The 12897-nt window shown below is 53.8% G+C and carries 15 protein-coding genes; 6 read left to right on the top strand and 9 right to left on the bottom strand.

The features are described from left to right. Position 1: 1 nt before the first annotated feature. Positions 2-907: a cytochrome-c peroxidase gene (locus tag ACVBEF_RS00890; protein WP_447122053.1), complete on the bottom strand. Its 906-nt coding sequence runs from the start codon at positions 905-907 to the stop codon at positions 2-4. A gap of 294 nt (positions 908-1201) precedes the next feature. On the opposite strand from ACVBEF_RS00890, the gene ACVBEF_RS00885 reads away from it, so the two are divergent. Beyond that, positions 1202-1969 carry a class II glutamine amidotransferase gene (locus ACVBEF_RS00885; RefSeq protein WP_447122052.1) on the top strand — a complete coding sequence of 256 codons (768 nt, stop codon included), beginning with the start codon at positions 1202-1204 and terminating at the stop codon, positions 1967-1969. Between the two features lie 227 nt (positions 1970-2196). Here ACVBEF_RS00885 and ACVBEF_RS00880 read toward each other — a convergent pair whose 3' ends face one another. Beyond that, the gene (locus tag ACVBEF_RS00880) at positions 2197-2970 is read right to left on the bottom strand and encodes an exodeoxyribonuclease III (RefSeq protein ID WP_447122051.1); all 774 of its coding nucleotides are present in this window, start codon (positions 2968-2970) and stop codon (positions 2197-2199) included. A 128-nt stretch (positions 2971-3098) separates the two neighbouring features. Here ACVBEF_RS00880 and ACVBEF_RS00875 point away from each other — a divergent pair, with 128 nt between their 5' ends. Continuing rightward, positions 3099-3692: an IMPACT family protein gene (locus ACVBEF_RS00875; RefSeq protein ID WP_447122050.1), complete on the top strand. Its 594-nt coding sequence runs from the start codon at positions 3099-3101 to the stop codon at positions 3690-3692. Here the strand turns inward: ACVBEF_RS00875 and ACVBEF_RS00870 are convergent. Next, a complete protein-coding gene (locus ACVBEF_RS00870) occupies positions 3689-3991 on the bottom strand; it encodes a DUF2917 domain-containing protein (protein WP_447122049.1) in 303 nt (100 codons plus the stop codon). The two genes, ACVBEF_RS00875 and ACVBEF_RS00870, sit on opposite strands and share 4 nt — an antisense overlap. A gap of 225 nt (positions 3992-4216) precedes the next feature. Between ACVBEF_RS00870 and gcvA the strand changes: the two genes are divergently transcribed. Beyond that, a complete protein-coding gene (gene gcvA / locus ACVBEF_RS00865) occupies positions 4217-5131 on the top strand; it encodes a transcriptional regulator GcvA (RefSeq protein ID WP_447122048.1) in 915 nt (304 codons plus the stop codon). A gap of 54 nt (positions 5132-5185) precedes the next feature. On the opposite strand, the gene ACVBEF_RS00860 is transcribed toward gcvA, so the two are convergent. The 6 genes from ACVBEF_RS00860 to ACVBEF_RS00835 form a co-directional block, all read right to left on the bottom strand. Next, positions 5186-5467: a DUF493 family protein gene (locus tag ACVBEF_RS00860; protein ID WP_447122047.1), complete on the bottom strand. Its 282-nt coding sequence runs from the start codon at positions 5465-5467 to the stop codon at positions 5186-5188. 19 nt (positions 5468-5486) lie between these two features. Then, positions 5487-6341 (bottom strand): D-amino acid aminotransferase, encoded by an 855-nt coding sequence (locus ACVBEF_RS00855; RefSeq protein WP_447122092.1) that lies wholly within the window; start codon positions 6339-6341, stop codon positions 5487-5489. 387 nt (positions 6342-6728) lie between these two features. Next, positions 6729-7883, bottom strand: a complete 1155-nt coding sequence (locus ACVBEF_RS00850; RefSeq protein ID WP_447122046.1) for a D-alanyl-D-alanine carboxypeptidase family protein — start codon at positions 7881-7883, stop codon at positions 6729-6731. A gap of 179 nt (positions 7884-8062) precedes the next feature. After that, a complete protein-coding gene (locus ACVBEF_RS00845) occupies positions 8063-8698 on the bottom strand; it encodes an alpha/beta hydrolase (protein ID WP_447122045.1) in 636 nt (211 codons plus the stop codon). Positions 8699-8728: 30 nt separating this feature from the next. Next, positions 8729-9097, bottom strand: coding sequence for a (2Fe-2S) ferredoxin domain-containing protein (locus ACVBEF_RS00840; protein WP_447122044.1), 369 nt, complete (start codon positions 9095-9097; stop codon positions 8729-8731). A 42-nt stretch (positions 9098-9139) separates the two neighbouring features. Continuing rightward, a complete protein-coding gene (locus ACVBEF_RS00835; RefSeq protein WP_447122043.1) occupies positions 9140-10321 on the bottom strand; it encodes a VanZ family protein in 1182 nt (393 codons plus the stop codon). Between the two features lie 213 nt (positions 10322-10534). On the opposite strand from ACVBEF_RS00835, the gene ACVBEF_RS00830 reads away from it, so the two are divergent. Genes ACVBEF_RS00830 through ACVBEF_RS00820 form a run of 3 tightly spaced genes read left to right on the top strand, consistent with a single transcriptional unit; the run spans position 10535 to position 12897 of the window. Further along, complete coding sequence (locus ACVBEF_RS00830) at positions 10535-11383, top strand: biotin--[acetyl-CoA-carboxylase] ligase (protein WP_447122042.1); 849 nt, start codon at positions 10535-10537, stop codon at positions 11381-11383. 2 nt (positions 11384-11385) lie between these two features. Beyond that, positions 11386-12195, top strand: a complete 810-nt coding sequence (locus ACVBEF_RS00825; protein ID WP_447122041.1) for a type III pantothenate kinase — start codon at positions 11386-11388, stop codon at positions 12193-12195. 9 nt (positions 12196-12204) lie between these two features. Then, a complete protein-coding gene (locus ACVBEF_RS00820) occupies positions 12205-12897 on the top strand; it encodes an SPOR domain-containing protein (RefSeq protein ID WP_447122040.1) in 693 nt (230 codons plus the stop codon).

The following is a 12897-nucleotide window of genomic DNA, read 5'->3' as shown; positions in this document are numbered from 1 at the left end:
CTCATGGCGCGCCGGTAAGTGTATTAAGAAACAAGATGATGGACTCCTTGTCTTCCTTAGAGCCGATACGACCAAGTTGGTACTTGAACATGATATCGACTGCGGCATCGAGCGTCTTGGCCGAGCCATCGTGAAAATAGGGCGCCGTCAGAGCGACGTTACGCAAGCTGGGGACTTTGAAGACATGCCGATCGTTCTCATCCATGGTGACGCGGTAGCGTCCCATATCGGCCTCTAATTCGTTACCACGCCCTTTGAAGTAGTCGCCCATGACGCCAAACTTTTGAAACATGTTGCCGCCAACGTTGACGCCTTGGTGGCAGGCAACGCAGCCGTACTTTTTAAATTTCTCATAACCGACTTTTTCTGCGGCGGTGATCGCTTTAGGGTCGCCGCGCAGATATTGGTCGAAGCGTGCATTGGGCGTGATCAGGGTGCGCTCGAAGGTCGCTATCGCGTTTTGAATATTGGCTTTGGTGACGCCATCTTTATAAGCGGCGGCAAAAGCATGCTGATACTTGGCATCTTCCCCAATTTTGCGTACAACGTCCGGCCATGTTGACCCCATCTCAATCGGACTCTGGGTCACGAAATCGATTTGAGATTCAAGCGAATCGGCGCGGCCATTCCAGAATTGCTTGAAATTGAGCGCGGCATTAAATACCGTCGGTGCATTCACATCCGTCTCTTTGCCGGTATAGCCGATAGAATGTGCCCGGCCATCGTTGCCGCCTTTACCAAGATCATGGCAACTCATGCAAGAGACGGAATTATTGGCTGAGATACGCTTATCGCTAAACAACTGACGGCCAAGCTCGGCCCGCACCGGGTCTTGATGTAACGAGAGCGGGACAGGTTTGATCGGCTCATCAAGAGGAGCAGAAAAAGTGACGGGTGAGACGCCCAACGCACACAAAAACAGGACGGAAAAGTGTATTTGACCAAAAGGTATTTGTGCTCTTTTTGTTTATTTCAGGAACGGAATGCGCGGTCATTAAAAGTATATTTCAGTCCAGCATTCTGCCTATAAAATATACATTAGAAGGCATAAAACATGAATACCAATATTCAATGTGTGCATAATTATTGCGTGTAGGGGATCGCCTATTGACCAACTGCGCCGGCCTATTATTTCTTTTTTTTCAGTATTCTTGCGTGATACCGTTATGGTCTGTTTTTCTTCTTATCGCGACCTTAAAAAATGTGCCAGCTACTTGGAATGAACTGTAATGTGCCGACCGACATTGTGTTTAGCTTTACCGGTTTTGCCACCCGTGGCGGCCACACCGACAATCATAGCGACGGATGGGGCATTGCTTTTTTTGAAGGCAACGGCGTACGCCATTTTGTCGACTATCAGGCCGCCGTTGCCTCACCAGTGGCCGAGCTGATCCGGCGTTGTCCGATCAAATCGAAAAATGTCATCGCCCATATCCGCAAGGCCACGCAAGGTCAGGTGACGCTGGAAAACTGCCATCCTTTTGTGCGCGAGCTGTGGGGACATTATTGGGTGTTTGCGCATAACGGCGATTTGAAGGAATTTGCACCAACATTACACGGCGCATTCCACCCGGTTGGCAATACCGATAGCGAACTGGCGTTTTGCTATATTTTGCAAGAGCTGCGCGGACGTTTTGGCGACGTCTTGCCGAGCACGGCGCAACTGACTGTTGCCTTACGTGAACTAACGCACCAGATCGCACAGCACGGCACGTTTAATATGCTGCTCTCGGACGGATCGGCGCTGTTCGCCCACTGCTCGACCAACTTGTATTACCTGATTCGCCAGCATCCGTTTGCCGAGGCCAGGTTGTCCGATGAAGAAGTCACCGTCGATTTTTCGCAAGTCACTACGCCCAAAGATCGGGTCGCCGTGATTGTGACGGCGCCGTTGACGACGAATGAATTGTGGACGCAGTTTGGGGCAGGGGAATTGAAGGTGTTTGTGGAGGGGGAAGTGCTGGTTTGATTGTGCTGACTCTTGAAGGCCAGGGCGTGTTGACATTTGAATTTCAAAACACCGTTCGCACTGAGTCGCCCGTCAGGGCGTATCGAAGTAGTTGCTTGCGTCGGCACATCTTCGATACGGCACTACGTGCCGACTCAGTCCGAACGGCTTTCATATTGTTTTACAAATTCGCACACTCACGAAAAAATCGCCACTCGGGCGATTTTTTCATTTCTCTTGATGCGGACTCAGGCTTCGGCGTAATCAATCGTCAGCGGTGCATGATCCGAAAAGCGCTCATCCTTATAAATCGCCACTGCATGCGCTTTGGCGGCAATGCCCGGCGTTGAAATATGATAATCAATCCGCCAGCCAACGTTCTTGGCCCACGCCTGACCGCGATTGCTCCACCAGGTATATTGCTCGGCGCGAGGATCAACGGTGCGAAATACATCGACCAGGGCAACTTCGTCAAACAAGTGCGTCAGCCATGCACGCTCTTCCGGCAAAAAGCCTGAATTCTTTTTATTGCCTTTGAAGTTTTTCAGATCGATCTCATGATGGGCGATGTTCCAGTCGCCGCAGATCACCACTTCGCGCCCGCTGGCTTTGAGTGCTTGCAAATGCGGCAGGAAAGCTTCCATAAAACGGAATTTAGCCAATTGCCGCTCTTCGCCAGAAGAGCCGGAGGGGCAATACAGTGAGATGACGGTGAGGTCACCGAAATCGCATTCGACATAACGCCCTTCGGCATCGAACTCCGGGTTGCCAAAGCCGATCCGTACGGCATTGGGCGCACGCTTGCTGTAGAGCCCGACGCCGGAATAGCCCTTCTTTTCGGCATAATGAAAGTGCCCGACGTAACCTTCTGGGGCGAGCATGTCGGGCGACATATCTGCTTCTTGCGCCTTCAGTTCCTGGACGCAAATAAAGTCGGCGGATTGCTTGGCCATCCACGCAAAAAAACCTTTTTTGGTGGCGGAGCGGATACCGTTGAGATTGGCGGAGATAATTCTTGGCATAGTTGGAAGTGTCGCAGCAATAGCATTAAAAGAAAAATCAGCGGAATGTGCTTGCCGCCGATCAGAACGCATTAGGATACCCGATTGAGCAGCGGCCAATCTCTGACTTTTTAACCACCGAACCCAATATGGCATTCAGCTTAGCCCACCCAGCCCATAGCAAAATTGATATTAAGAAAAGCGTCTTCATCGGCTTTGTCACCGCCGTCGCGGGCCGCCCCGAAGCCTTGGCAGAAGTCGCCCGTTTGCGCTTAGCGCATCCGAATGCGGCCCACGTTTGCTGGGCCTTGCAGGCTGGTGGGCATTCGGGCGCGTCCGATGATGGCGAGCCGGGCGGGACCGCTGGCTTACCGATGCTCAATGTATTGCGGCATCAGGATTTGGAACAAGTTCTGGCGGTGGTGGTGCGGTATTTCGGCGGTATCCGGCTGGGCGCTGGCGGCCTCGTGCGGGCGTATACCGATGCGGTGGCGCAGGCGTTATTGACCGCAGAAAAAATCGAATTGGTCGCCACGACAACCTTGCACGCCGCGGTGCCGTATGCCTTGGAAGGGACGTTGCGCCGATTGTTACAGCAAAGCGGCGCAACCCTGGGAGACGCTATCCATACGGACATGGTCAGTATCAGCTTCACGTTGCCACTGGCCGCCGCGCCAGCATTCCAGCGCGAGGCGAGCGAAGTCTGTCATGGCGCATTGCAGTGGCTGGAGTGTGAAGATTAGGCAAATGCACCCTGTGGGCATCGGACACTGCGTGCAGCACAGATCGCGGTAGGTGGCAGTTGCCGCACTTCAACCACGCTGCGGCCCTTGTCGGCTTCAAGGACGACGTAGCTGCCCGCGGCAACGTTGAGATACTGCCCGGCACCCAGCCAATAGTCATCGCTTTGCCCTGCAACCGTGACCCAGACGCGGCCACAGGTTACTTGCAATGTTTCGGCCACGTTGGTGTGCAAGGACACAACCTGACCGACATCGATGGCAAGGGATGGCGGGAGTGCTTTAGTGAATAATTTTCTCATCATATTTCTCCGTTGGACTATGGGTGCGTTGTCCAAATACAACTAATGGTCATGAACGCGTGCATTAAAAATATTCCATTCGCCGATCCAGACGGTGGTGCACAACTAAAATACGATGTAATGCTGGTTCGGTGAGATCATTCTAGTTGTTGGTTACATCTGAACAAAACGAGTAATTTTCCTTTTTCTTGCTAATTTTATTCACTTAGAAATCACCCTGAAGCGATGACTGACTTACGCAAACTTCCTCCTCTTCCTGCATTGCGTGCATTTGAAGCGGCAGCGCGTTTTGACAGTTTTTCGCGTGCGGCACAGGAACTACATCTCACGCCCGGGGCGATTAGCCATCAAGTGCGTGCGCTGGAGGAGGAGTTAGGACTGGACTTATTTACGCGCCACGGCAAACGCATCACGATCACTGCGCAGGGTCAGCGTTTTGCCGAGACGATACGCAAGGCACTGAGCGACATCGCCGCCGCCGCAAGCGCCTTATCCATCGATGCACGACAAAAGCGCCTGACGATTTCAGCCTTACCGTCGTTTGCCGCGCGCTGGCTGGCGCCGCGCTTATGGAAATTTATTGATTTGCACCCGGATACCGAAGTCAACCTGCAATCGTCAAGCCAATTGCAAGATCTGGCGCGGGAGCAGATTGATGTCGGGATTCGCTTTGGGCTGGGCCAGTATCCGGGGATGGTGGTCGAAAAACTGATGGATGACTATTACTACCCTGTCGCCAGCCCGCGTTATCGGCAAGGTCATTTGCCCACGACGCCGCATGATCTGGCGCACGCTACATTGCTGCGCATGGATACCGAAGAGTCCTGGCAACCCTGGTTTGCCGCCGCCGGCATTACGCTGCCCGAACCGAGCAGTGGCTTGCGCACGGAAGATGCATCGATGCTGTTGCGCTCGGCGTCCGACGGGTTGGGGATCGCCCTGACGCGGCATGCAATTGCCTTGCAGGAAATCGGCTCCGGCGATCTGGTGCGGTTATTTGATGTTGTCGTGCGCTGTCCGAATTCGTACTATTTTGCTTGCCTGCCGGAGGCTATGCAGAAACCGCAGGTGCAGGCTTTTCATCGGTGGTTGCTGGGGGAAATCGCGCAATTTAAAGCACAAAGCAGCTGGCCCGGGTGATGGGGGCAACTGCTTTGTGTCGTATACAACCTCAATTCAACCTCAATTTAAATACTACAGCACCATTTTCACCATCGGATGCGACGACAAGGCACGGTACAAATTATCAAGTTGCTCACGGCTGGTCGCCACTACCGTCACGGTGAGGCCGGTGTAATTGCCCTTGGACGAGGGCCGCACTTCGAGCTTGCCGGTATGAAAAGTCGGATCGTGCTCGACCACCAGAGCGACGATGGTGTCGGCGAATGCATCATGCGTCGGACCCATGATTTTGATGGGGAAATCGCTGGGGTAGACGATCAGGCTGTCTTCAGGGGGAATCATTGGCGTAGTCATAATAGTTACTCTTTAGACATCAGGCCCAGGCTGCTTTTGCGCCCTGATAAGCCTGATATAACTGCGTGTAAATGGGGCCGGGCAGGCCGTTTCCAATAGTTTTGCCGTCTATCGTGGTGACGGGCAAAATTTCCTTGGTTGCTGACGACAGCAGTACTTCATCAGCGGCAAAGACTTCGTCGCAGGAGATCTGACGCGCGGTGAATTGGATATCGCCGGCGGCGCACAATTCTTCGATCAGGCTGTAACGAATGCCTTCCAAAATCAGATTATTTTTCGGCGGTGCCATCAGCACGCCATCTTTGACGATCCAGACGTTGGATGACGATGCCTCGGTCAAACATCCATCGCGAAATTGAATCGCTTCCATCACGCCGTGCTCTGCCGCATTTTGCGCCGCCAGGACATTGCCCAGTAAAGAAATCGACTTGATTTCGCAATGCAACCAGCGCAGATCTTCCATAGAAATACAGGATACGCCTTTTGCACGCACCAGATCAGTCGGCAATACCAGTGGATTGGTCATGATGAAAACGGTTGGCGTGAGGGCTTCTTTTGGAAACGCATGCGCCCGTTTGGCCACACCCCTTGTGACGTGAATGTAGACCATCTGATCGTCTTGTCCAAAGGCGGTGACGACTTGATGAATCAAGGCCATCCACTCTTCCTTGTTATGCGGATTTGGAATACCGATGGCGGCCAGACTGCGAAATAAACGCGCCATATGCTGCTCTGAGCGGAATGCTTTACCTGCATAGATAGGAATGACTTCATAGACGCCATCGCCAAAAATAAAGCCGCGGTCCAGCACCGGGATACGCGCTTCCGACAGCGGCGTCATGACGCCATTAAGGTAGACGATAGGATCTTGGATGGAGTCTTGCTGCGTATCTTGCATGAGCCGCTTTCTGGTAGAGGTGAATAATGATTCTGGCACAAGGATGATCGATGCTGTATGCAAAAAAAGTATGCCTGGCGCGTATAAATTGCGGTAATAAGATGCGTTTTATTAACTTTGGCCCACCGTCTTCCCATAGAAAACGGCAGCCTGAGCTGTAATACTGTGAAGTTAAGAATACCGTTCGGACTGAGTAGCGCAGCGTATCGAAGACGCGCCTTAACGCTGACTTCGATACGCCCGATGGGCTACTCAGCCCGAACGGTTATAGATTAACTAAACAGCATTACAGCCTGAGCTGCCGTTTTCTGCCACTTCAAGGTCGAGGCCCAGTCATGGGACCTCATCCGATCAAACGACTACTTACAGTTTCTTGAAAAACAAGCGAATCGAATCCCAAATCCGGCCAAAAATACTCGCCTGATTGACTTGTTCCAGCGCCAATACTGGCAACTCTGTCAGAAGCGTATCGCCCACCATGATTTTCAACGTGCCGACTTTGTCGTTTTGGCTGATCGGCGCAATCAGCGGATCGGTGCGCTCTAACACGGGTTTGATTTTTTCTGCCACGCCTTTTGGTACGGTAACGAATACATCGTGGTTAAAGCCGACTTTGATTTCGCTCTTGGCACCTTTCCAGACTTGCGGCGTCGCCATTGCTTCGCCTTTGGCGTAGAGCTTGACGGTGTCAAAGTTCTGGAAACCCCAGTTGAGGAGTTTTTGTGCTTCTTGTGTGCGCGTCTGATCCGAATTGGTCCCCACGACGACGGCCAGCAAGCGACGCTCGCCAGTACCGTTAGGACGCTTGGCCGAGGCAATGATGGAGTAACCGGCGCTGCTGGTGTGGCCGGTCTTCATGCCATCCACAGTTGGGTCCAGCCACAACAAGCGATTGCGGTTAGGTTGCTTGATCTTGTTATAGGTAAAACTTTTGGTCGAATCGATCTTATAGAACTCTGGAAAATCATTGATGACATGCGAGGACAGGATGCCCAGGTCGCGCGCCGTTGTGTAGGTGTCGGCGCTAGGCAAACCATGCGGATTGCCGAAATGGGTATTTTTCATGCCCATGCGTTGCGCTTCGCGGTTCATCTGCACCACAAACGCGTCTTCTGTCCCGGAGACGGCTTCGGCCAGCGCCACGGCGGCGTCGTTACCCGAGACCACCATCAAGCCGTACAACAAATCATTAATCGACACTGGCGTAGCCGGATCGATAAACATTTTGGAGCTGCTTGGATCGACCTTCCAGGCACGTACCGACACGTTCACCATTTGGTCCAGCGTCAGTTTCTTGTCCTTGAGCGCATCGAAGACGACATAGGCCGTCATGATTTTGGCCAACGACGCAGGCTCAACGCGCATATCCGGATCTTGGGAAGCGACGATCTGGTCGCTTGTAGTGTCGAGCAGCAACCAGGATTTGGCCGCTACCGTTGGCGATGGCAGTGATGTCTGGGCAAAGGCAACTGTGGCGGAAAAGAGGGTTGCAGCTAAGGCTGCGAATATTTTTTTCATGTGGGGGCGGGGGAAGGTCGGTATAGGAATAAAGATGCGAATAAAGATGCAGAACCGATACATAAAGACGGCGGAACTACGCGAAAAAATTGAAAATAATGGTGCCGGAATTATAGCCTCGTGAACCGCTGGCAACTATCAGGGTCGCCAAGGAAAACAATGCTTTTGCCAGTTACCCATCAGCAATGCCACATTTCGACCATCAGGTTCTTGATATGTTGCAATCGGCGATGAAAAAAATGATCGGCACCGGGAATGACGATCACGGGAATGTCTTGCGGACGCGCCCAGTCAAAGACGGCAGTTAACGGAATCGTTTCGTCGAGCTCGCCGTGAATCAAAATGCTGTTTGCATCCACATTCGGCATGGCCCACTTTCCGGCGGCGGTGCCGACCAATACCAGCCGCTCGGCAGGGGTGCCCGCCGTTGTCAAACGCTGCTGCAATTGCGCCTGCACAAACGTGCCGAACGAAAAACCGCCCAAGGCCAGCGGCAATGTCGGATATTGCACACGCATATGCGCTAACAACACAGCCATGTCATCGGTCTCGCCGCGGCCTTCATCGTGCACGCCAGCGGAATTCCCCACGCCGCGAAAATTCATCCGCACCGCCACATAACCGAGCGCCAGAAACCCGCGCGCCAGAGTGTGCGCGACTTTATTGTCCATCGTGCCGCCGAACAACGGATGCGGATGGGCGACTAAGGCTAAGCCACGCGGGGCAGGAAATTGCGCGCTATCGGGATGGTCCAAGGCGCATTCAAGCTGACCTGCGGGGCCGATGATAGAAAAAAGTGCAGTCTGAGCGTTCATGGTTTTTGTAAGACGATGGATGTGGATAGATCAAATTTTCAGACGTTCGACAATGTTGCCGCCAACGATATGGACGTCGATGATTTCGTCAATATCGTCGTTATCGACGTAGGTGTACCAGACCCCCTCCGGGTAGATCACGAGCGCCGGGCCTTCTTCGCAGCGCTCAAGACAACCGGCTTTATTGATACGGACCTTGCCCTCGCCTGCCAGACCGAGTGTTTTGATGCGGCGCTTGGCGTGCTCTTGCGCGGCTTGCGCGCCGTTGTTGGCGCAACAAACGCGCTCGCCGGGAGCGCGTTGATTGAGGCAAAAAAAGACGTGATGGGCATAAAACGGCGCGGCAGGGTTTGCCTCATCGACATTATCGGCGGGGACTTGAGTAGGATTATTGCTCATGGCTGAAATAGTCTGGAAAGCGGAAAGGAGAACAGGCAAGAATCATACACCGGAGTCTTTTGCTTTCTCTTGCAACTTCGCATTTTCAGCCTGTTTTAGTTTTGCTTTGATTTTTCTGCGGTGCATCGGATGAAACAAGAACCACAGCGTAAAAAATGGCCACAACACGGCTAAAAACTGCGCAGCGCCGTTAAAGTTGAGAAACTTCCCCAGCGTCCAGGTTTGCAGCGACTCTAAAAAATATGGGTTATCCGGCACAATGTTGACGATCAATAAACTGATCGTCACCGCAATAGCAGCGACCCAGCGTTGCAACCGCCGCGGTGCAAAACCGAGTGAAATCAGCACGATTGTCCCTGTTAGCAAACCGGTCAATGCGCCCGGCGTCAACCAAACTAATGCATTCGCTGGCGTGAACAGCAATGCCGATGCAAACGCCTTCACCAGCAACGTGAGCGCAATCAAGAGTGCGGTCAGCACCATTTTCGGCGCGCCCTTGCGCAATACGATGAGCAGCGTCAAACCCGCACCGATCATACCGCAGGCGGTAATAGTCGTCTCGGTGATCCAATATTGCTGCGCTGAAAGCTGGGCATCGTTGGTCAACCAGGCCGTGACATCCACCGGCTCTTCAAACCACTCCGTCAACCAGTTCGACAACGTCAAGGTCACTTGTCCGAAGCCAAACAGATGACTCAGCGGTGCCAGTTGCGCAACCGGCCACAGCGCAATCATGACCATGCCGTGACTGGCTTCACGATTGAACCAACGCTCCCGCAGTTGCAAGAGTTTGCTGTCGGGTCCAAACCGGGGCCGGATTATCGCGCCCATCACAGCACCGAGCAAGGTGCCGCAACTGTTGGTCAACAAATCCAGATTCGACGACACCCGCGTGGGCAACCATGTCTGGACCGCCTCCATCGTGCCGGAAAACAGAATCCCGGCCACGCTCACCAGCACCACCGCCACCAGCGCCGATATCTTGCGCGGCAGCACCAATACCGTGAGCAGACCCAAGGGCATATAACCGACAACATTGGTCCAGACATCAAACACGGTCCAGTAGTGCGGCAATGGCGCCGTCAAGTAAGCCCACGGTGCTAGTCCGACATCACGCCAGCCGGTGAATGGATACCAGCTGGCATAGACGATTAACAACAGATAGATCAATAAACTGACGCGCGCAAACGAGGATGTGTGTGGGGTGTGCGGCTGGCCTGTCATTGCAGCTCTGCCCGAATAGCGCCAGTCCCGCCGCTGCGGTTGGCAAGTGCAAGGGAAAAGAATTGAGTGTCGGGATGTGGCATGGAGCAAGTTTAAGTGAGATTGGCGACTAAATCTCGCTCATGCGGACTTTTATCACCAGAACTCTCTTCTATCTTGGGACTTTTTTTTATCTCATTTCGCGCCGCTGCGCATCCCGCTACAATGCGCGGCATGACATTTCCTCTTTCTGCCCAACGTATCTTTGCCCTCGCCGCCTGCCATCCCGATCAGATCGCGATCGAAGTAGTCGCGCAGACCGGCTCGACCAATGCCGATTTGTTGGCGCGAATAAATAATACGGACACGGCGGCCCCGACGACGCCCATCCTCCGCATTGCCGAACAACAAACTGCCGGTCGCGGTCGCGCCGGGCGCAGTTGGCTTTCTGCGCCGTCTGCGGCGTTGATGTTCTCATTAGGGTGGCACTTTGAGCAGCCGCTGCACACACTGGTTGGCTTGCCGCTGGCGGTCGGGGTGGCGATAGTAACGGCGTTAAACACCTATCTTGGGCAAGCGCCCGGGGAGTCTGCCATCGGTCTGAAATGGCCGAATGATGTGCTCCAGAACGGCGACAAGCTGGGGGGAATTCTGATCGAAACCGCAAGCGCCGGCGGCAGCAAAGGAGAGCGCTCTACATGGGCGGTCATCGGCGTGGGCATTAATCTCGCCATCTCCGACGAAATGGCCCAACAACTTGGCCGCCGCGTCGCCAATTTGCCGCTGCCAGCCGATGCCATTGCTACCGACCGCAATCTGCTCATGGCCATCATTCTGGAGAGTCTGACCCAAACGTTGGAACAGTTTGCCCAGCATGGCCTCAAGCCGTTTATCGCACCATGGATGCAACTGCACGCCTACACCGGTCAGCCCATCGTCATTGTCGATCAGGGCAAGATTCTGCACGAAGGGATCGCGCTGGGAATCGATGAAACGGGACGTTTTTTGCTGCAAACCGCGCAACAGGAGCAACCTGTCGCTATCATGGCAGGCGATATTTCGTTGCGGCTCAAGGAAGTGTAAGGATGGACATACTATTAATTGATGCGGGCAATACGCGAATTAAATGGGCGCTCACGGCTCTCGACGCGGGTCAGGACATGCCCGTCTGGCGCGAATACGGCTCTGTTGCGCATCATGACATGGCCGATCTGGCCTCTTCTTGGCGCAACCTTGCGCTACCTTCCATTGACCGGGTCATCATTTCCAACGTTGCTGGTAGCCTGATTGGCGAGCGTTTGCAACAACTGCTGCAACAAACCTTCGGCGCAGCGCTATTGCCGCAATGGTTCGCATCAGTCCCGCAATTGGCGGGAATACGCAACGCCTATCGCCATCCGGCCCAACTGGGCTGCGATCGTTTTGCCACCGCCATCGGCGCGCATCGCCTATATCCCCGGCAAGCACTGCTATTGGCTACCTGCGGAACCGCCACCACCATCGATGCCATCAGCGCCGATGGTGTATTTAGCGGCGGCATGATTTTGCCGGGACTGGGCTTGATGGCCAGCGCATTGGCGGGCGGCACCGCCCAATTGCCGCTGATCCGCGATCACGCCGTCATCCCTGCCCCCTTCGCCGACAACACCGATGACGCCATCATCAGCGGCTGTATCGCCGCGCAAGTCGGCGCTATTTCCTATGCAATCGCCTTGCAACGCCAGCAGCATCCCACAACAGACATCCTATGCATCCTCAGCGGCGGCAGCGCGGATGTCATTGCGCCCTATTTATCGATGTTGGCGCACCCATTTGAAAGAGTTGACGATCTTGTCCTCATTGGATTGTGGTCGGTCATTGCCTTCGCACCCGCTTCGATAACGCATGCTAAATAAAGTCATCCCATGTTGAAATCCATTTTTTGGTTGCTTTTAATAGCTAACGTCGCTCTTTTTGCGCTTGAGCGCGGCTATCTCGATGCCGCCGGTATTTACAGCAATGGCCGTGAACCGGGCCGCGTCGCCAACCAACTTCAGGCGGACAAAATAAAATTAGTGCCCGCCATCGATCCTGATGCCCACCCCGCCGCAGCTGAAAGCGCTCCGACAGAGACAGCCCCGGCAGCAGCCCCCGTAACGATCTCCGCCTGCACGGAAATCGGCAATTTCAGCGCTGGCGAAGCACGCCGCTTTGCCAGCCAATGGTCGGAGTTAGCCCCCACAGTGCCCATCGGTCGTCGAGAAATAAAGGAAATTGGCAGTTATCGGGTCTACCTTCCCTCGCTGGGCAGCAAAGAGGCGGCGGATAAAAAAATTGAAGAATTACGCGGTCTTGGGATCAAGGATTTTTTTGTCATTACAGACGCGCCGAACATACGCTACGGTATTTCGCTGGGGATTTTAAAGACCGAAGAAGCCGCTCAGACGCAGGTTGCCATGTTGGGAAAGAAAGGACTGGTCGGCACACGGATAGAACCGCGCAATGCGACCATGGGTAAAGTTGCCTTCCAATTACGCGACTTAAATACTCAATCCAAGGCGGCATTCGACAAAATCGTCGCCAACTTCACGGGCAAGGAAATTACGCGTTGCGATTAA

The sequence above is a fragment of the Glaciimonas sp. GG7 genome, assembly GCF_052976905.1.
Note: the sequence above shows the minus strand (reverse complement) of the source record. Positions and strands in the feature narration are given on the sequence as shown.

What these genes read in the sequence shown, in the direction of transcription:
- ACVBEF_RS00875 (WP_447122050.1), top strand. Translation starts at nt 3,099, where the DNA reads ATGGCATTCAGCTTAGCCCACCCAGCCCATAGCAAAATTGATATTAAG.
- ACVBEF_RS00845 (WP_447122045.1), bottom strand. Translation starts at nt 8,698, where the DNA reads ATGAACGCTCAGACTGCACTTTTTTCTATCATCGGCCCCGCAGGTCAG.
- ACVBEF_RS00860 (WP_447122047.1), bottom strand. Translation starts at nt 5,467, where the DNA reads ATGACTACGCCAATGATTCCCCCTGAAGACAGCCTGATCGTCTACCCC.
- ACVBEF_RS00820 (WP_447122040.1), top strand. Translation starts at nt 12,205, where the DNA reads ATGTTGAAATCCATTTTTTGGTTGCTTTTAATAGCTAACGTCGCTCTT.
- ACVBEF_RS00880 (WP_447122051.1), bottom strand. Translation starts at nt 2,970, where the DNA reads ATGCCAAGAATTATCTCCGCCAATCTCAACGGTATCCGCTCCGCCACC.
- ACVBEF_RS00840 (WP_447122044.1), bottom strand. Translation starts at nt 9,097, where the DNA reads ATGAGCAATAATCCTACTCAAGTCCCCGCCGATAATGTCGATGAGGCA.
- ACVBEF_RS00885 (WP_447122052.1), top strand. Translation starts at nt 1,202, where the DNA reads ATGTGCCAGCTACTTGGAATGAACTGTAATGTGCCGACCGACATTGTG.
- ACVBEF_RS00830 (WP_447122042.1), top strand. Translation starts at nt 10,535, where the DNA reads ATGACATTTCCTCTTTCTGCCCAACGTATCTTTGCCCTCGCCGCCTGC.
- ACVBEF_RS00825 (WP_447122041.1), top strand. Translation starts at nt 11,386, where the DNA reads ATGGACATACTATTAATTGATGCGGGCAATACGCGAATTAAATGGGCG.
- ACVBEF_RS00835 (WP_447122043.1), bottom strand. Translation starts at nt 10,321, where the DNA reads ATGACAGGCCAGCCGCACACCCCACACACATCCTCGTTTGCGCGCGTC.
- ACVBEF_RS00850 (WP_447122046.1), bottom strand. Translation starts at nt 7,883, where the DNA reads ATGAAAAAAATATTCGCAGCCTTAGCTGCAACCCTCTTTTCCGCCACA.
- gcvA (WP_447122048.1), top strand. Translation starts at nt 4,217, where the DNA reads ATGACTGACTTACGCAAACTTCCTCCTCTTCCTGCATTGCGTGCATTT.
- ACVBEF_RS00870 (WP_447122049.1), bottom strand. Translation starts at nt 3,991, where the DNA reads ATGAGAAAATTATTCACTAAAGCACTCCCGCCATCCCTTGCCATCGAT.